General features: G+C 49.2%; 18 protein-coding genes. All 18 read left to right on the top strand.

The window, feature by feature from the left end:
- Positions 1-10 precede the first annotated feature (10 nt).
- The 18 genes from fliR (at position 11) to tsf (ending at position 17,362) form a co-directional block, all read left to right on the top strand.
- Positions 11-796 carry a flagellar biosynthetic protein FliR gene (fliR, locus tag R70331_RS17785; protein ID WP_042177518.1) on the top strand — a complete coding sequence of 262 codons (786 nt, stop codon included), beginning with the start codon at positions 11-13 and terminating at the stop codon, positions 794-796.
- Positions 797-820: 24 nt separating this feature from the next.
- Positions 821-1,915 carry a flagellar biosynthesis protein FlhB gene (gene flhB, locus R70331_RS17780; RefSeq protein ID WP_042177517.1) on the top strand — a complete coding sequence of 365 codons (1,095 nt, stop codon included), beginning with the start codon at positions 821-823 and terminating at the stop codon, positions 1,913-1,915.
- A 20-nt stretch (positions 1,916-1,935) separates the two neighbouring features.
- A complete protein-coding gene (gene flhA, locus R70331_RS17775) occupies positions 1,936-3,969 on the top strand; it encodes a flagellar biosynthesis protein FlhA (protein ID WP_042177516.1) in 2,034 nt (677 codons plus the stop codon).
- Entirely contained in the window at positions 3,966-5,366 is a 1,401-nt protein-coding gene (gene flhF, locus R70331_RS17770) for a flagellar biosynthesis GTPase FlhF (protein WP_042177515.1), read from the top strand. Before flhA ends, flhF begins: the two co-directional genes overlap by 4 nt.
- Entirely contained in the window at positions 5,363-6,244 is an 882-nt protein-coding gene (locus R70331_RS17765; RefSeq protein WP_042177514.1) for a MinD/ParA family protein, read from the top strand. Before flhF ends, R70331_RS17765 begins: the two co-directional genes overlap by 4 nt.
- Before the next feature lie 35 nt (positions 6,245-6,279).
- On the top strand, positions 6,280-7,680 hold the full coding sequence (locus R70331_RS17760) for a protein-glutamate methylesterase/protein-glutamine glutaminase (RefSeq protein WP_042177513.1): 1,401 nt from the start codon (positions 6,280-6,282) through the stop codon (positions 7,678-7,680).
- Between the two features lie 34 nt (positions 7,681-7,714).
- On the top strand, positions 7,715-9,778 hold the full coding sequence (locus tag R70331_RS17755) for a chemotaxis protein CheA (protein WP_042177512.1): 2,064 nt from the start codon (positions 7,715-7,717) through the stop codon (positions 9,776-9,778).
- Between the two features lie 27 nt (positions 9,779-9,805).
- The gene (locus R70331_RS17750) at positions 9,806-10,267 is read left to right on the top strand and encodes a chemotaxis protein CheW (RefSeq protein ID WP_042177511.1); all 462 of its coding nucleotides are present in this window, start codon (positions 9,806-9,808) and stop codon (positions 10,265-10,267) included.
- 3 nt (positions 10,268-10,270) lie between these two features.
- Entirely contained in the window at positions 10,271-10,897 is a 627-nt protein-coding gene (locus R70331_RS17745; RefSeq protein WP_042177510.1) for a chemotaxis protein CheC, read from the top strand.
- Complete coding sequence (locus R70331_RS17740) at positions 10,890-11,387, top strand: chemotaxis protein CheD (protein WP_042177509.1); 498 nt, start codon at positions 10,890-10,892, stop codon at positions 11,385-11,387. The genes R70331_RS17745 and R70331_RS17740 overlap by 8 nt, the downstream gene beginning before the upstream one ends.
- A gap of 2 nt (positions 11,388-11,389) precedes the next feature.
- Positions 11,390-11,797 carry a hypothetical protein gene (locus tag R70331_RS17735; protein WP_042177508.1) on the top strand — a complete coding sequence of 136 codons (408 nt, stop codon included), beginning with the start codon at positions 11,390-11,392 and terminating at the stop codon, positions 11,795-11,797.
- Positions 11,798-11,874: 77 nt separating this feature from the next.
- Complete coding sequence (locus R70331_RS17730) at positions 11,875-12,663, top strand: FliA/WhiG family RNA polymerase sigma factor (protein WP_042177507.1); 789 nt, start codon at positions 11,875-11,877, stop codon at positions 12,661-12,663.
- A 30-nt stretch (positions 12,664-12,693) separates the two neighbouring features.
- On the top strand, positions 12,694-14,097 hold the full coding sequence (locus R70331_RS17725) for a flagellar assembly protein A (RefSeq protein WP_042177506.1): 1,404 nt from the start codon (positions 12,694-12,696) through the stop codon (positions 14,095-14,097).
- Between the two features lie 75 nt (positions 14,098-14,172).
- On the top strand, positions 14,173-14,484 hold the full coding sequence (locus tag R70331_RS17720; RefSeq protein WP_042177505.1) for a hypothetical protein: 312 nt from the start codon (positions 14,173-14,175) through the stop codon (positions 14,482-14,484).
- 35 nt (positions 14,485-14,519) lie between these two features.
- On the top strand, positions 14,520-15,083 hold the full coding sequence (locus tag R70331_RS17715; RefSeq protein WP_042177504.1) for a hypothetical protein: 564 nt from the start codon (positions 14,520-14,522) through the stop codon (positions 15,081-15,083).
- Entirely contained in the window at positions 15,080-15,682 is a 603-nt protein-coding gene (locus tag R70331_RS17710) for a hypothetical protein (protein WP_042177503.1), read from the top strand. The genes R70331_RS17715 and R70331_RS17710 overlap by 4 nt, the downstream gene beginning before the upstream one ends.
- 197 nt (positions 15,683-15,879) lie before the next feature.
- On the top strand, positions 15,880-16,581 hold the full coding sequence (rpsB, locus tag R70331_RS17705; RefSeq protein ID WP_039874217.1) for a 30S ribosomal protein S2: 702 nt from the start codon (positions 15,880-15,882) through the stop codon (positions 16,579-16,581).
- A 130-nt stretch (positions 16,582-16,711) separates the two neighbouring features.
- Positions 16,712-17,362, top strand: coding sequence for a translation elongation factor Ts (gene tsf / locus R70331_RS17700; RefSeq protein ID WP_042177502.1), 651 nt, complete (start codon positions 16,712-16,714; stop codon positions 17,360-17,362).
- Positions 17,363-17,422 lie beyond the last annotated feature (60 nt).

The following is a 17,422-nucleotide window of genomic DNA, read 5'->3' as shown; positions in this document are numbered from 1 at the left end:
GAATATGGATATGGACACCCTGCTGCAAAATTTCCCTGTCTTTCTGCTGATTTTTTGTCGAATTACCTCCTTTTTTGTTGTAGTTCCGGTGTTTTCTTCACGGAGCGTGCCAATGCAGTTCAAAATCGGATTGTCATTTTTTGTAGCTATGGTGGTATTTAGCTCAAATGTGATGAGTATTACGGTTCCGCAGGATCTGACCTATATAATCCTTATTATCAGAGAAGTATTAATCGGACTGCTGCTGGGTTTTCTTGGTTATCTGATGTTCATGACCATACAGGCAGCCGGTTCTTTTATTGATATTCAAATCGGTTTTGGTATCGCTAACGTAATAGATCCGATGACAGGCTCCTCAGCCCCGATTTTTGGTAACTTCAAATTTATGATAGCACTGACCATGTTTGTCATTATGAATGGTCATCACTATTTGCTTGATGCCATCATTTACAGCTACAACTGGGTACCGATAGATAACACCATATTTTTAAAAATGTTAGACGGGAGCCTGTCAGATTTCCTGGTGCGAAGCTTTGCGCAGTCCTTTATGCTGGCTTTTCAAATGGCGGCACCTTTAGTTACTGCATTGTTTCTAACTGATGTCGGTCTGGCATTTCTGGCACGAACCGCCCCGCAATATAATGTGTTTGTAATTGGAGTTCCGCTTAAAATTATTTTAGGTCTCACATTGTTCCTTATTTTAATGCCAAGCTTAGGGTTCTTGTTTCAAAATCTTTTTGAAATCATGTTTGAGTCTATGCAAAACCTTCTAAAGCTTCTGGGCAGCAGTCCTTAGCTGATTGTTGGGAGTGAACGGAATATGCCAGGCCTTAGGCGCTATAAGCTTGATCTTCAGCTTTTCGGAGGCGACAAGACAGAAAAGGCAACCCCAAAGAAACGTCAAGATGCCCGTAAAAAGGGGCAAATAGCTAAAAGCCCGGAGGTTTCAGGGGCAGTTGTGCTGTTGGCAGCGATACTTAGCCTGACTATATTTGGCGGATTCATGAAAGAACAAGTGCTTACGCTGTTTATGGATGTTTTTCAAAACCGGATGCAAATGGATGTAACCGCTGAGAATGTATCCCTCATGTTTAACGAGTATGGGCTGCAGATTCTGATTCTGCTTGCTCCTTTATTCGGCATTACGTTTGTGCTTGCATTGATTGTTAATTATGCCCAGGTTGGATTTATGGCGACAGGCGAAGGGATAACCCCAAAATTCAGCAAGATCAACCCGATTAAAGGATTCAAAAATATCTTCTCTATGCGTTCTTTTGTAGAGTTCCTTAAATCGATTTTTAAACTAGTGATTATTGCCTACCTGGTGTATAGCACACTATGGGGTGAAAAAGAGAGCTTTGCCTCCCTGTCACGAATCGATGCGGAGGGAACTTTTAATTTTGCCGCAAAATTAACTATGAACTTAGGCATTAAAATAGGATCTGCGCTGTTTATAATGGCCGCCTTCGACTATATGTATCAAAAGTTTGAGCATGAAAAAAGCTTGCGTATGTCCAAGCAGGAAATAAAGGATGAATATAAAAATCAGGAGGGCGACCCTTTAATTAAAGGGAAGATAAAGGCTGCCCAACGCAAAATGGCTATGCAGCGGATGATGCAGGAAGTACCGAATGCAGATGTAATTATTACAAATCCTACGCATTTTGCCGTAGCCCTGAAATATGATGGTTCCAAAATGGAAGCTCCGGAGATCATTGCCAAGGGCCAGGATTATGTAGCGCTCCGCATGAGGGAACTGGCTAAGGAGCACGGCGTTATGACTATCGAGAATAAGCCGCTGGCACGGGCATTATTCCAAAGGGCAGAGATTGGGGATGTCGTTCCTCAGGACTTGTTCCAGGCGGTTGCCGAAGTGCTGGCCTATGTATATAAGCTTAAGGGCAAGAGGAGATAAGCCGGGGGAGGAAAAGGGCAGTGAAAGGTAAAGATCTAACAGTTCTGCTGGGTGTTATCGGCATAGTGCTTATGATGATTCTGCCCATCCCGGAATGGCTTTTGGATGTATTGCTAATTGTCAATATATCAATAGCACTAACTATTATTCTGGTAGCGATGAATACAAGGGATCCGTTGCAATTTTCAATTTTCCCGTCATTACTGCTGATTACGACCTTGTTCCGGCTTGCGCTGAATATCTCAACGACCAAGCTGATTCTTTCCGAAGGTCATGCGGGTGAGGTTGTAGCAACGTTTGGCGCCTGGATTGCCAGAGGACAGATTGCCATTGGATTTATCGTGTTCCTGATTCTGGTTGTTGTACAGTTTATTGTAATTACCAAAGGCTCGGAACGTGTTGCCGAGGTAGGCGCCCGGTTTACACTGGATGCGATGCCTGGTAAACAGATGAGTATTGATGCCGACTTGAATGCAGGAATGATCAATGAGCAGCAGGCCCGTGAACGCCGCCGGAAAGTAGAACGGGAAGCTGATTTCTTCGGAGCGATGGACGGTGCCAGCAAATTCGTAAAAGGTGACGCAATCGCCAGTATCATCATCCTCTTTATTAACCTCATCGGCGGGTTTATTATCGGAATGACGGTTCACGGGGATTCGTTTCAGGAGGCGCTTGCAACATATTCTGTCCTGACCATCGGGGATGGTCTGGTCAGCCAGATTCCGGCACTGTTAATTTCGACAGCGTCAGGTTTGATTGTTACCCGTGCCGCATCTGAAGGCAACCTGGCTGAGGATCTCACTGGACAGCTACTGTCTTATCCGAAGCTGTTGTATATTGTAGCGGTAACGATTGCTTTTCTGGGATTCTTCACTCCTATTACCGTAATGTCCACTTTACCACTGGCAGGACTTATGGCATTTGCGGCCTACAGTATGGGTCAAAAGGCTAATAAACAACTGATTGCCGATGAACAGCTGGTTGAAGAAAAGCAAATAGAAGAAGTCCGCAGTCCGGAAAGTGTTATTAATCTGCTTACGGTTGATCCGATTGAATTCGAGTTTGGCTATGGGCTGATTCCGCTGGCAGATACCGGGCAGGGCGGTGATTTGCTTGACCGGATAATTATGATCAGGCGGCAATGTGCACTAGAGATGGGACTAGTTGTGCCGGTTATCCGGATTCGCGACAATATTCAACTAAAACCGAATGAATATGTCATAAAAATTAAAGGAAATACTGTCGGCGGTGGTGAATTACTACTTAATCACTATCTCGCCATGAGTCCCGGGTATGATGATGAGTCGATTAACGGCATAGAAACTGTCGAACCGTCCTTTGGCCTTCCGGCTTTATGGATCGATGAGTCGGTTAAAGACCGGGCAGAGCTGTCCGGGTATACTGTGGTAGATCCGCCTTCTGTTGTAGCGACACATCTGACAGAGCTTATCAAACGCCACGGACACGAGCTGCTCGGACGCCAGGAAACGAAACAGCTGGTCGACAATCTGCGTGAGAACTATCCTGTGCTGGTTGATGAACTTATTCCTTCTGTACTGGCTATCGGTGATGTGCAGAAGGTGCTGGGCAAGCTGCTGCGGGAGAAAATCTCTATCCGGGATCTGGTTACCATTTTCGAGACGCTTGCTGATTACGGCACTTATACCAAAGATCCAGATATTCTGACGGAATATGTGCGGCAGTCGCTTTCAAGGCAGATTACCCAGCAGTTCTCCCAGACTGGAGAAACCTTACGGGTCATTACGGTTGGTCCTAATCTGGAAAAGAAAATTTCGGAAAGCGTTCAGCAGACCGAGCAGGGCAGTTATCTGGCACTTGATCCGGTCTCAACTCAAACGGTGTACCAAAGACTTACCGAACAGATTAACCGTCTCCTGCAGTCCGGCCAGCAGCCGATTGTGCTTACATCCCCAACCATCCGGATGTATCTGCGCCAGGTGATTGAGCGGACGATGCAAGATATCCCAGTGCTATCCTACAGTGAGCTGGAGCCTAATATTGAAATTCAAAGCGTTGGGGTGGTGAACTTATGAGAGTGAAGCGTTATGTGGTCGATACGATGCCAGACGCGATGCATTCCATCCGCAGCGAGCTGGGGAGCGATGCCGTTATCCTCAGTACCAAGGAGATTAAGATCGGCGGATTTATGGGAATGTTCCAGAAAAAAAAGATAGAGGTTGTAGCTGCAGTGGAGGAGGCGCGTAAACCGTCTGGTGCCGGCAGTGCTCCGGCAGCACCGGCGAGTATACCGCGCAGCGCAGTGCCGCAGGCGTATCAGAAGGCTGTGGCAGCCACCCAGGCACCGCCTAAAGAGCAGAGGCCGGCCGCCGAGACGTTTGCTGCTGAAATAGCGGCGGCGCTGTCAGAGGCCAGAGAAGCCGGCGGTGGTGTGGCGGTAATGCCCGCTGTTGCTCAGGAGGAGTCTCCCCGGCCGCCGGAGCGTAAACCTGCTCAGCCTATCCTGAATCCTCCTGCCCAACAGAGCAAGTGTTCGTTATCAGAACGATATGAACGCTTGGATGCAGAGCTGGAGCCTGCTGTTTCCCCGGAGCCTGAAAGTGACGTGCTCCGTGAAATAAGGGATATGAAGCAATGGATGGAACGGATAGCCCGTTATTCCTCAAGCGGTATTGAGCTGCCGCAGATGCTGGATGAGCTGAAGCGTCTGCTGATTGATCAGGATACCGACGCAGTGCTTGTAGAGGAATGGATCAGTGCTATTTATGACCGCTGGAATGAGGAGGGACGGACCTGGTCCGCTGAGCGTTTTCCGGAAATGCTGCAGGAGCAGATAAACGGGTTTCTGGCTGGAAGAATTGCCGGAGGGATTGCTGCAGATACCAGTATTGTTTATATTGCCGGGCCAACTGGCGTAGGCAAAACCACCTCCATTGCCAAGCTGGCGGCAGAACAGCTGTTCAAGCATGGCCGAAAGGTCGGACTGATTACCTCTGACACATACCGCATTTCAGCAGTGGAGCAGCTGCGTACCTACGCTGCTATTTTGAATATACCGCTTGAGGTTGTACAGTCACCGGGTGATCTGCAGAGAGCAATGTTCCGCTTGGAGAGCTGTGACCTGGTGTTAATGGATACCGCCGGGCGCAATTACCGCAATGAAATGTTTGTTGCCGAGCTTCAGAGCCTGCTCGCTAAGGAACTGAAGAGCGAAACCTTCCTGGTACTGAGTATGACCTCGAAAAGCCGGGATATGAAGCTGATAGCCGAGCATTTCGGCCGCTACCAGCTCGACAAGGTTATTTTTACCAAAATGGATGAGACCGGGAGCTACGGGCCTCTATTCAATGTATTGAATGATTTTCCGCTCAAGCTGTCTTACCTGACGAACGGTCAGAATGTTCCGGATGACCTGCTGATGGCCTCCAAAGAATTACTCAGTGAAATGCTGCTGGGAACAGGAGGCCACTGATGGATCAGGCTCAATCTTTACGGCAGCTGGTATCCAGCCGTGACCCCAAACGCGAGCCAGGAGCCGGTCCCACTGCACGGATAATTACTGTGTGCAGCGGGAAGGGCGGTGTCGGCAAATCGAACTTCACGCTTAATTTCGCATTGACACTAAAGGCGATGGGCAGACGTGTGCTTTTGTTCGATGCGGATATCGGAATGGCGAACATCGACGTGCTTATGGGCGTAACGGCTAAATATAACCTGTACCATCTGTTGAAAAGAGAAGCGGATATCGCACAGATTATCCAGAAGGGGCCCGGAGACCTGCCGTTTATTGCAGGTGGCTCAGGAATGGATGAGCTTTTCTCACTGTCTGAGAGTGACCTGAATTATTTCACGGCACAGATTGCCCAAATTGCTGACACCATGGATTTCATCCTGTTTGATACAGGCGCCGGTCTTTCGAAGGAAACGCTAAAATTTATAACCTCGGCAGATGATTGTCTGGTGGTTACAACACCGGAGCCAACCGCAATAACGGATGCATATGCACTGATGAAGGTTGTACACAATTCTCATCCTGACGTATCTTTCAAGCTCATTGTTAACCAGGCAGGGGATGAAAAGGAAGCAAGGGGCACCAGCGACAAAATCCGCATGGCGGCAAGCCGCTTCCTGCAGCTGGATATCCCCTTTCTCGGCTTTATCAGCAGTGATGCGCATGTGGTTCAGGCAGTCAAGAAACAAGTTCCATTCTCAGTGGCTTTTCCGAACAGTGCAGCAGCCAAAGACGTGCAACGGCTTGCTCTGAATTACCTGTCTGCCGAACCGGCGGATACAACAAAGGTACAGGGCATCAAGGGATTTATCAACAAATGGTTGAAGCGTAAACAGTAATTGTTCAGAATTAGATGGACAGAGGTGGAAGTGCTATGAGGCCATATAAAGTTTTGGTTGTGGATGATTCCGCATTTATGCGTAAGATCATATCTGATTTGATTGAAAAAGATCCTGATTTCAAGGTGATCGATACGGCTGTAAACGGCCGTGATGCGATTTCGAAGGTGACCGAGCTTCAGCCTGATCTGGTGACAATGGATGTGGAAATGCCTGTGATGAACGGTCTGGAAGCGTTGAAAGTGATTATGGCCAATCACACGCTGCCGGTTATTATGCTCTCAGGCATTAATGAAGAGGGCATGAGGGAAACCATCATGGCGCTAGAATCTGGAGCCTTTGATTTTATCCGCAAGCCGTCGATAACCAATTCACAGGATATAATGGCGGTTGGTGTTTCCCTTATCGAACAGATGAAAGGGGCAATGCTGGCCCGTGAGCAGCGTGAGGCACGGATATCTTCCCAGAAGCCGTCTGATAGTACACTTACCGAGCCTCTCCGTCCGCCGGGTACCAGTAAGCCTGCTGTAACTGAGCTGCCGGTGCGGATGCCGGATCTTCCGAAGAGAGCAGCAGGGAATCCGGCAAAACAAGAGGCGGATAAGCCTAAGCCGCCTGTCACGGAATCAGGTACTAAGCTGCCTGGCTCTGCCAAATCAGGAATAGATTCAATCCGGAAGCTGCCTAAACCTCCGGCATCTCCTCCTAAGCCCGCTGCAACCGAAAGGTTTAAGAGCCGCCGTCAGCTTGATGCAGTCACGCCTGCGCCGCTTGAGGTTACTGCAGTGCCGGAGCTGACTGCTTCCTATCCTGCCGGGCCGCCTGCTGCAGCCGGTGACCGTAAGTCCGGAACCAAGGGGCTGCGCAAGCTGGTTGCGGTTGGCTGCTCTACAGGAGGCCCGCGGGCACTAAAAACATTTCTTGAGAACATTCCGGCGGATTTTCCGGCACCGATTGTAATTGTGCAGCATATGCCGCCGAACTTCACAAAGTCACTGGCCCAGCGGCTGAACACCTTTAGTCCGCTTGAAGTGTCAGAGGCTGAGCACGGCATGATACTTCGCCAGGGAGCTGCTTACATCGCTCCCGGAGGGTATCATGTGAAGGTTGTTCCGGCAGCGGGCGGACAATATGCCATTGAGCTTACGAGTGAAGATGCCCGCAACGGCCATCGTCCATCCGTTGATACGCTCTATGAATCCCTGCTGCCGCTGACCGGGCTGGAGCGCCATGCGGTCATCATGACCGGAATGGGCAGCGACGGTGCCAGAATGATGAAAGCCCTGTACGATTCTGGTGTAACCTCAACGTTCGCCGAGAACGAAGAGACCTGCGTTGTCTATGGAATGCCGCGCTCAGCGGTTGAACTGCACTGTGTTAAATATGTACTGCCGCTGCAGGAAATTGCACCCCGGCTGGTACAGGCTGTTAAATAAAGGAAAAGCGAACTCGAAGGGGAGGTGCTCGTTAGTGGACATGAATCAATATTTATCCATGTTTATTGATGAGTCAAATGATCATCTGCAGTCATTGAATGAGAGCATGATGGGGCTGGAAGCAAATCCTGAAGATATTAGTATAGTGCAGGTGATTTTCCGCTCTGCGCACACCCTAAAGGGTATGGCGGCTACAATGGGGTTTGAGGATCTTGCATCTCTTACCCACCAGATGGAAAATGTGCTCGACCTGGTGCGCAATAATAAACTGCGGATGCAGGATTTTATTTTTGACACCCTGTTCAAAAGCCTGGATGCCCTTGAATCCATGGTGCAGGATATTACGGCAGGAGGCGAGGGCAAGGCAGATGTAACCTCGATTGTCACTGCTCTGCAGGCTATTGTCCGCGGTGAGATTCCTGCGGCGGGCGTAGCTGCGGCTGTGCCCGCTGCTGAAGCCTCTGGTGATCTCCAGATCACCCTGGATGAATTCCAGTACTCTGTCCTGGAGCAGTCGCTTCAGGAAGGGCATCAGGTGCTGTATATCGATGTAGCTATCCGAAAGGATTGCCAGCTAAAAGCGGTACGGGCTTACATGGTTTTTGATCTCCTGGAGCGTTCAGGAGAAGTGATCAAATCCTTCCCTTCGGTTCAGGATATAGAGCAGGAGAAATTCGATTACGGCTTCTCACTCTATTACATAACCCAAAAGGGTGCCGACGAAATGAAGTCGATGATAATGAACGTATCGGAAATCGACACGGTGACAGCGGTAGCACTTGATCAGGAGTCACTTGCCCAGATGGCGCTGGAGACCGCTGCTACTGCTGAAGCGCCTGCTCCGGCAGAGACAGCCCCAGCTGCCACCCCGGCGGCTTCTCCGGCAGCTCCAGCAGCCAGAGAAGAAAATGCTGCTAAGGCAGCGCCTTCCCGGACAGGAGCAGCACCTTCCCGGACAATCCGCGTTGATATCGAGCGGCTGGACGTGCTGATGAACCTGTTCAGCGAGCTGCTGATTGACCGGGTACGCCTGGAGCAGCTGGCTTCAGAGGTACAAAACACTGATCTAACTGAGACAGTCGAGCACATGGGCCGTGTCAGCGGTGATCTGCAGAACATTGTTATGAAGCTGAGAATGGTGCCCGTGGACACTGTGTTCAACCGGTTCCCGCGGATGGTCCGTGACCTTGCTAAATCTCTGGACAAAAAAATCGATCTTATTGTTACCGGTGCTGAGACTGAGCTTGACCGTACGGTTATTGATGAGATCGGCGATCCGCTGGTGCATCTGCTGCGTAATGCGGTTGACCACGGTGTTGAGTCGGTTCAAGACCGTGTTGCCTCCGGCAAGTCCGATACGGGTACCGTTAATCTTCGTGCCTTCCACAGCGGCAACCATGTATTTATTGAAATCGAGGATGACGGCGCCGGCATTAAGCCCCAGAAAATTCTGCAATCTGCCATCAAAAAAGGAATTATTACACAGGAGCAGGCAGCAGGCTATTCAGATGATGAAGCTATTCAGCTGCTGTTCGCAGCGGGCTTCAGCACTGCCGAGGTAATCTCTGACGTATCAGGCCGCGGAGTCGGACTGGATGTTGTCAAATCGAAGATCACTTCACTTGGCGGTAACGTGGTGGTCTATTCCACACCAGGTAAGGGTACGAACTTCTCGGTACAGCTTCCGCTGACCCTGTCCATCATTGCAGCCATGCTTGTAAAGATCGGGTCTGAGAAATATGCAATCCCGCTCTCATCGATTGTTGAGACTGGAATTGTGAAGAAAAACCAGATCCGTACCATTCACGGCACGAGAATGATCGAGTTCCGCAACAGCCATATTCCGCTGCTCTCGCTCAGTAAGTTCTACGCCATTCCTGATTTTGATGATAGCGCAGAAGAGGAAACAGAGATTATCGTTGTCCGTAAAAGTGACCGGATGGCGGCTTTGGCTGTCCAGGATTTCATCGGGCAAAATGAAATTGTTATCAAGAATCTCGGTAAATATCTGCCGGAGATTCAAGGTATCTCCGGTGCGACTATTCTTGGTGACGGGCAGGTTGCTCTTATTATTGATCCTAACGCATTTATAAAATAATCAGGATAGAACAGGGAGGTTCATTCCATGGCTGAGGATATTAAAGTAATTGTGTTTAAGCTTGGATCTGAAGAATACGGCATTGAAGTGGACAAGGTACAGACTATCGAGCGCATGATGCCGATTACACGCGTTCCGAAGACGTATTCCTTCATCAAAGGCGTTATTAATCTGCGCGGTGTCGTTATTCCGGTAATTAACCTGCGCGGCCGTTTCGCAATTGAAGAGGCTGAGCATACGGATCAGACCCGTGTAATAATCGTTAATGTCAATGAGATGGAAGTCGGCTTCATCGTGGATTCGGCTAATGATGTTATTGACCTGAACCGTGATTCTATCGACACACCGCCAGAGGTTGTGGGCGGGATCAAGGCGAAATATCTGGACGGAGTGGCCAAAATCGGAGAAGACCGTCTGTTGATCATGCTTAATCTGTCTGAAGTGCTGAACAAGAGTGAAATCGTGCAATTGGAAAGCCTAGAGGGATAGGTTATGGAGCTGTTCAAGAATTTCAAGGATTTCAAAATGGATGTTTTGAAGGAAGTGGGGAATATTGGAGCGGGTAACGCCGCCACCGCATTATCCCAGCTTTTGAATAAGCCGATTGATATGGCTGTACCCAAGGTTCAGCTGCTGAACTTTGAAGAAATCACCGACAAGGTTGGCGGAGCAGAGGAACTGGTCTATGCCGTGTTTCTGCGCGTTGAAGGAGAAGCGCCGGGTAATCTTTTCTTTATTCTTACTCCGGATGCGGCCATCAGTCTTCTGAACCGCATTGCCGGAATTGAAATTCTTCCGGATCAGGAGCTGGGGGAGATGGAATTCTCCGCGCTGAGTGAGATCGGCAACATTCTGGCTGGCTCTTATCTTTCATCGCTTGCGGACTTCACTTCACTGTCCATGTTTCCGACTGTACCTGCGCTGGCCATGGATATGGCGGGGGCCATTCTCGGCTACGGGCTGCTGCAATTCGGCCAGATGGGTGATGATGCGCTGCTTATTGATACTACCTTCTTGGAAGGGCAAAATGAAATTGAAGGCCAATTTTTCCTGATTCCGGATCCCGAGTCATTCCCGAAAATCTTCAAAGCTTTAGGAGTACCGTTTGATAATGATTGAGGAGCAAAGCATTATTAAAGTCGGAATGGCAGATCTTAACGTAGGCAGCCAGGATAGTCTGATCCGTACGACCGGCCTTGGTTCCTGCGTGGGTCTTACCTTATTTGATCCGGGTAAAAAACTGGCGGGGATGGCACATGTCATGCTTCCTTCGTCAGAGATTGCCCGTGAGGGCCAGCTTAACATAGCGAAGTTTGCGGATACTGCAGTACCTGAGCTGCTATCCCGCCTACTGGCTCTTGGTGCGGTCCGCAGCCGGATCGTAGCCAAAATGGCCGGCGGTTCACAAATGTTTGCTTTTGCCGGAGGGAATGACACCATGAGGATCGGGCCTCGTAACGTCGAATCCTGCAAGCTTGCCCTGGAGTCGCTTCGTATTCCTCTGATCGCTGAGGATACGGGCGGGAATTTCGGACGTACGATCGAAATTGCCTGCAGCTCAGGGTTGCTTCATATCCGCAGTGTCCAAAAAGGCACTAAGGAAATATAGCGATGGGGAAAATTATAATTAGCCTTTTATCCGGTTTGATTGGTTTTTTATTTACCTTTTTATCAAATTACGGGCATAATTTACTTGGGACGAGTCTGATTCGGGGGATTTATGGATTTATTCTTTGGTTTGTGCTTGCTTTCTTCCTGAGATGGGTATTGGGTTTTATTGTTAAACAATCTGTATCAGGCAGGGACAATGAGTTTACCGATACTGATGAAGCATTGGGCGGCAATCTTGATCTGAGCACGCCTGATGAAGACGAAGATTTAATCAATCTGCTTAAGCAGAAGCCTGAAGAGGATAACGGGGGCAGTGAAGGCTTTACTCCCCTGCAGCCGCCTAAGCTGGTATCCATGAAAGATCCTGAAGAATTGGCCAAGGCCGTTCGTCACCTGAAAGAAGAATAAGCGGAGTCCTTGCGCGCATTAACGGCTTTCCAGCGCGCAGATATCCGCTGACTAAACTTTGGGAAGGGTGAAAGCCATTGAACGAGCAAAAAGCTTCTCAAGCAGTAACAGACGGTTTATGGGAGCAGTGGAAAGAGCACGGTGACCCTGAGGCCAAAAAAAGACTGATTGAGAACTACCTCCATATTGTTGATTATGTGTCAAGCCGACTGGCTGTCGGACTGCCCAAAAATGTCTCCAAGGATGATTTAGCCAGCAATGGCGTAATGGGGCTTATAGATGCCATTGAAAAGTTCGACTACAAACGCGGCTTGCAGTTTCAGACTTATGCATCCTGGCGTGTGCGCGGGGCTATTCTGGACTCATTGCGCCAGAGCGACTGGGTTCCCAGATCCGTCCGGGAAAAAGCCAAAAAAATCGAGGATGCCTATCAGCAGCTGGAGCAGAAATACTTAAGATCAGTCAGTGATGAGGAAATGAGCCAGCATCTGAACATTTCAGAGATCGAGTTTCAAAACATGCTGCAGGACGTGGCCGTTATGTCGCTCTGCTCTCTGGAAGACCCGATCCGCGAAGAAGAATCGGAAACACGGATGTCCATACTGGTGGACGATAAAGCCAAAAATCCGGACCGTAAAGTAAATGAGTTTTATTTGCGCGACACACTCACCAAAGGTATCGAAAAATTAACGGTGAAAGAACGGACCGTAGTGTCCCTTTTATATTATGAGGATCTATCTTTAAGCGAAATCGCCGAGGTCATGTCTTTATCACCTTCGCGGATTTCACAGCTTCATTCAAAAGCTATTTTGCGTCTGCGCGGAACGCTTGAGAAAAACCGTGACCTGCTTATGCAAAATGATTAACCGGACGACGGTGACAAGGGGGAGCAGTAATTGATCGGTCAGCATGCTTTGAACCAGTACGTAAGTATTACGTTTTCGGAGGATAAAGGAATTGCTTATCTGGAATTCACTAAGAAGGATGAGGATTTCTCCTGCTCAGCCGAAGATCTGGAAGGCTTCCTTAACGGTCATGATATTCGGTTCGGTATTCAGAACGACATCGTCAAACGGATCAGCAGCAATCCGGAGGAGTATTTTTTCAGCAGAGTGCCGGTAGCTATCGGCTATGAGCCGGTCCATGGCGTTGACGGGCTTGTTGTTATGGCCATGGATCTGGATGAAGACCGAAAGCCGCTCGAAAGAGAAGACGGCAAGGTGGATTACAAGGATCTGGTACGGCTTAACAATGTGCTCAAGGGGCAATTAATCTGTGAAGCCATTCCGCCGGTGCCCGGCCATAAGGGCAGAGCTGTTACCGGTGAAGAGATACCCTGCAGACCCGGAAGAGAAGCGCGGTTTAAGATTGGTAAAAATGTGCTGCTTGACCAGAGTGAGACGGCAATGTATGCGGCAATCGACGGGTTAGTTACGCTGACAGACAATGGTAAAATTAATGTCTTTCCCGTATATGAGGTAAACGGCGATGTGGATTACAGCACCGGCAATATCGACTTTGTAGGTACTGTGGTTATCCGTGGCAATGTGCTGACTGGCTTTTCTGTAAAATCTGCAGGAGATATCCGCATTGTTGGCGGAGTAGAGGGCGCTGAGCTGACTGCCGGCGGTTCTGTGGAAATAACGGGCGGCATAATAGGCTACAATAAAGGCCTTATCAGCGCCGGTAAAAATGTCAAGGTTAGCTTCATTCAGGACGGCAATGTGCTTGCCGCTGAAGATGTAATCGTATCCCAGAGTATTATGCATTCCAATATCCGTGCAGGGCGGGATGTTTTGTGCAACGGCACCAAAGGGCTCATTGTCGGCGGAATTGTTCAGGCGGGAGAAAGAGTGGTTGCCCGGACAATCGGGAATACAATGTCAACTGCTACTGCAATTGAAGTAGGTGTGGTTCCCGAGCTGCGTAACGAAATCAACGAGCTCCGCCAGGAGTTGCGTCAGCTGCTGGAGAATGAGGATAAGACGAACAAGGCACTCTACCTGCTGAATCAGCTGGCTAACAACGGACAGCTGTCTTCAGATAAAGTAGCGCTGCGTGTGAAGCTGAATGCGACCAAACAGGCCCATATACGTGATGAAAGACGGATTAAAGAGCGTGTGCTGGAAATTGAGAAAATGCTGGAGGATACTGCAAGAGCCAGGGTCGAGGTTGTAAAAACCATCTATGGCGGCTCCAAGATTGTAATCGGCAGATATACGAGGTTTGTCAAGGATCCGACGGAGCGGGTTGTTTTTCATTATTCCGACGGCGATATTACCCTGGCGCCATATATTTAACAGGCGGGCAGCACAAGCGGCCGGCCATTCCTTTATGCTGGGACAGTACATTGGGTTTATGGGGAGGGGACTGTTGTGAGCCTGAGACCAGTTGAATTGCAAATTGCACTGCCCCGGACCACGGATGCAGGCAAAGTCCAGAACGAGCTGCTTCACCGTCCTATGCTTGACCAGCAGCAGTTGGCCGTGCAGAACGTAAAGCATTCTGCAGAACTGGCCCAGCGTACGGGCGAAATTGATGAGTCCTCGGAAGCGAAGCTCCGTAATGACGGAGAACGGGGGAATGACCAGGACAACCATCCATCAGGACAAGGGCAGCGCAAAAGCGAAGCCCCTAATGATGCAGAGCACCCTTATAAAGGGCGGCGGCTTGACCTGAGCCTCTGAGCTGTCCAAATGATACCGTAAAGGAGAACACGCATTTGCAACCATGGATATACATTGTGCTGGTAGGAGCAGTTGCTATTGTCTACGCGCTTATCCTGCCGGCACGGCGCAAAGAAGAAGGGGCCGAGAAGCAGAGCCTGAAAGATACTGAGGCTGCACTTGAACTGTACATGGCGGATTTGGAGCGCGAGAACAGTGAGATGCTGCAGCTGGTCAGCAGCATCAAAACGCAGTCACAGAGCACTAAGGCAGCTTTGCAGGAGGAGATTAGCGTACTGCGTGATCAGATTGCAGATCTGCATAAGAGCACTGCACTGCTTGATGCCCGTCTGACAGCCGAAGAAAAGGGGCTGCTTCATCTGACTGCCATCGCCAAAGAAAATGCCGGCCGGCCGGCCGCTGCTGATACTTCCGTAAGTCTGGAAGCCGCTCCTGAGCCCAAAGCAAAGCCGGTAAGCTCAATTAAGCTGCGTTATCCGCGTCTGTTCGAGCTGCATGAGCAAGGCAAGTCTATCGACTCCATCGCCAAGACAGCCGGCCTGCAGCGGGGTGAAGTTCAGCTTATCCTGCAGCTGGCCAAGCAGGAGGAATCGGTATGATTAAGAACCGTTCATTCATGCTAGGCCTGGGTACGGGACTAATTGCAGGAGCGCTGCTCCTGCAGCTGATGATTTCCGGGGGCGCAGCGCCGCTGACCCGGGAGGAGCTTGTCAGGCAGGCTGCACTGCTTAATCTGACTGTTACAGACCCGGCTGCCGCACCGCTGGCTACTGTAGAGCCAGAGGAAGCTGATCCTGCTCCTGAAGGGCAGGCAGGCAACGGCGCTACACCAGTGCCTACATCTACTCCCGCAGCTACAGCGGCCGCTGCGGTCAAGCCCAGTGCCGCAGTCAAGCCTAGCATGCCGGCCTCTCCGTCCCAGCCTGCCCCGAGCAGCGGAAAGGCTGATGCTCCGGCTGCTCCGGCTACACCGCAGGCTGCGGCGCCCGGAGGCATTGCTGTGCGTATTCCAGCAGGCAGCACACTTACTGAAACAGCACGGATTCTTGCAGCTTCCGGCGTCATCAGTGATCAAAACGAGTTTTTGCAGACTGCTGTCAGCCGTAAAATCAATACTAAAATTCAATATGGGAGCTACAATTTTGTGAAAAATGAAAGTGTAGATTCGATTATTGAAAAGCTGATTACAGTGAAATAACGCAGGGAACATCAGAAATCACAAAATATTTCTTTAATCATTGCATCCCGTATTTTAATATGGTATAGTAATTGACGGTGTTAAAACACACGCCGGTTGATTTCGACAAGAGGTGCTTTCTTCTGAAGAAAGTCTTGTAGGAAAATGACGCACGGCGGAGGAGACACACAATAAACCAATCTAGGAGGTGTGTGAAGATGGCAGTAATCTCCATGAAACAGCTTCTCGAAGCTGGGGTACACTTCGGTCACCAGACCCGTCGTTGGAACCCGAAGATGGATCGTTATATCTTCACTGAAAGAAACGGAATTTACATTATTGACCTGCAAAAAACGGTTAAAAAGGTAGAGGAAGCTTACAACTTTGTTAAAAGTGTAGCTGCCGACAACGGCACAATCCTCTTCGTAGGAACCAAGAAACAAGCTCAGGATTCCGTTAAGGAAGAAGCTGAGCGTTCCGGAATGTTCTTCATCAACCAGCGTTGGCTGGGTGGTACCCTGACTAACTTCCAGACTATTCAGAAGCGTATTGACCGCCTGAAGAAACTGGAAGCTTGGGAAGAAGACGGTACCTTCCAAGTTCTGCCTAAGAAAGAAGTTATCCTTCTCCGCAAAGAGAAAGATCGTCTTGAAAAATTCCTGGGCGGTATCAAGAACATGAAGGGCCTGCCAAGCGCGTTGTTCATTATTGACCCGCGTAAAGAGCGTATCGCTGTTGCGGAAGCTCGCAAATTGGGTATCCCTATCGTAGCTATCGTTGATACTAACTGCGATCCGGACGAAATTGACTATGTAATTCCAGGTAACGATGACGCTATCCGCGCCGTTAAATTGTTGACTGGTAAAATGGCAGATGCTGTTGTAGAAGCTCACCAGGGCGAAGATACAACTACTGCTTAATAGTCAGCCGGGATATAAACAAGAACTTAAATGAAAAGGGTGGTTGGCAGGTGGATAACCTCTCACTGCCCTTTTTTTAGGATAAAGGCCTTGAATGGAATAAAACGACAATTACCTGGAGGGAATAACAATGGCAGTAGATGCAAAATCCGTAAAAGAACTTCGTGAAAGAACAGGCGCAGGTATGCTTGATTGTAAAAAGGCGCTTGAAGAAGCAAACGGCGATATCACTAAAGCGGCTGAACTTCTTCGCGAAAAAGGTCTTTCCGCAGCAGCCAACAAAGCTGGACGTATTGCTACTGAAGGTACTGTAGAATCTTACATCCACGCTGGCGGACGTATCGGCGTACTGGTAGAAATCAACTGCGAAACCGACTTCGTTGGGAAAACAGATTCCTTCAAAGAGTTCGCACGCGATATCGCTATGCAAATCGCTGCAGCAAGCCCGCAGTATGTACGCCGTGAAGAAGTTCCGGCTGATGCTGTTGAGAAAGAAAAAGAAATTCTGAAAGCTCAGGCTCTGAACGAAGGTAAGCCAGAGAAAATCGTTGAAAAAATGGTTGAAGGCCGCATCAGCAAGTTCTACGAAGAATACTGCCTGCTTGAGCAGCCTTTCGTTAAAGATCCAGACAAAACAATCGCTCAGCTGCTGAATGAAAAAATCAGCACTATCGGCGAAAATATCTCCATCCGTCGTTTCGTTCGTTACGAGCTGGGTGAAGGCCTTGAGAAAAAAGTTGATAACTTCGTTGATGAAGTAATGGCGCAAGTTAAACAATAATCAATAAACTGTATTGAAGCATCGTTAGAATTGAATAAAGGCAAGCATCAAAAGAACGGA

The sequence above is a fragment of the Paenibacillus sp. FSL R7-0331 genome, from assembly GCF_000758645.1.
GTDB lineage: Bacteria > Bacillota > Bacilli > Paenibacillales > Paenibacillaceae > Paenibacillus_AQ > Paenibacillus_AQ camerounensis.
This window is presented reverse-complemented; position numbering and strand designations above follow the sequence as displayed.

What these genes read in the sequence shown, in the direction of transcription:
- fliR (WP_042177518.1), top strand. Translation starts at nt 11, where the DNA reads ATGGACACCCTGCTGCAAAATTTCCCTGTCTTTCTGCTGATTTTTTGT.
- flhB (WP_042177517.1), top strand. Translation starts at nt 821, where the DNA reads ATGCCAGGCCTTAGGCGCTATAAGCTTGATCTTCAGCTTTTCGGAGGC.
- flhF (WP_042177515.1), top strand. Translation starts at nt 3,966, where the DNA reads ATGAGAGTGAAGCGTTATGTGGTCGATACGATGCCAGACGCGATGCAT.
- R70331_RS17760 (WP_042177513.1), top strand. Translation starts at nt 6,280, where the DNA reads ATGAGGCCATATAAAGTTTTGGTTGTGGATGATTCCGCATTTATGCGT.
- R70331_RS17750 (WP_042177511.1), top strand. Translation starts at nt 9,806, where the DNA reads ATGGCTGAGGATATTAAAGTAATTGTGTTTAAGCTTGGATCTGAAGAA.
- R70331_RS17745 (WP_042177510.1), top strand. Translation starts at nt 10,271, where the DNA reads ATGGAGCTGTTCAAGAATTTCAAGGATTTCAAAATGGATGTTTTGAAG.
- R70331_RS17740 (WP_042177509.1), top strand. Translation starts at nt 10,890, where the DNA reads ATGATTGAGGAGCAAAGCATTATTAAAGTCGGAATGGCAGATCTTAAC.
- R70331_RS17735 (WP_042177508.1), top strand. Translation starts at nt 11,390, where the DNA reads ATGGGGAAAATTATAATTAGCCTTTTATCCGGTTTGATTGGTTTTTTA.
- R70331_RS17710 (WP_042177503.1), top strand. Translation starts at nt 15,080, where the DNA reads ATGATTAAGAACCGTTCATTCATGCTAGGCCTGGGTACGGGACTAATT.
- rpsB (WP_039874217.1), top strand. Translation starts at nt 15,880, where the DNA reads ATGGCAGTAATCTCCATGAAACAGCTTCTCGAAGCTGGGGTACACTTC.
- tsf (WP_042177502.1), top strand. Translation starts at nt 16,712, where the DNA reads ATGGCAGTAGATGCAAAATCCGTAAAAGAACTTCGTGAAAGAACAGGC.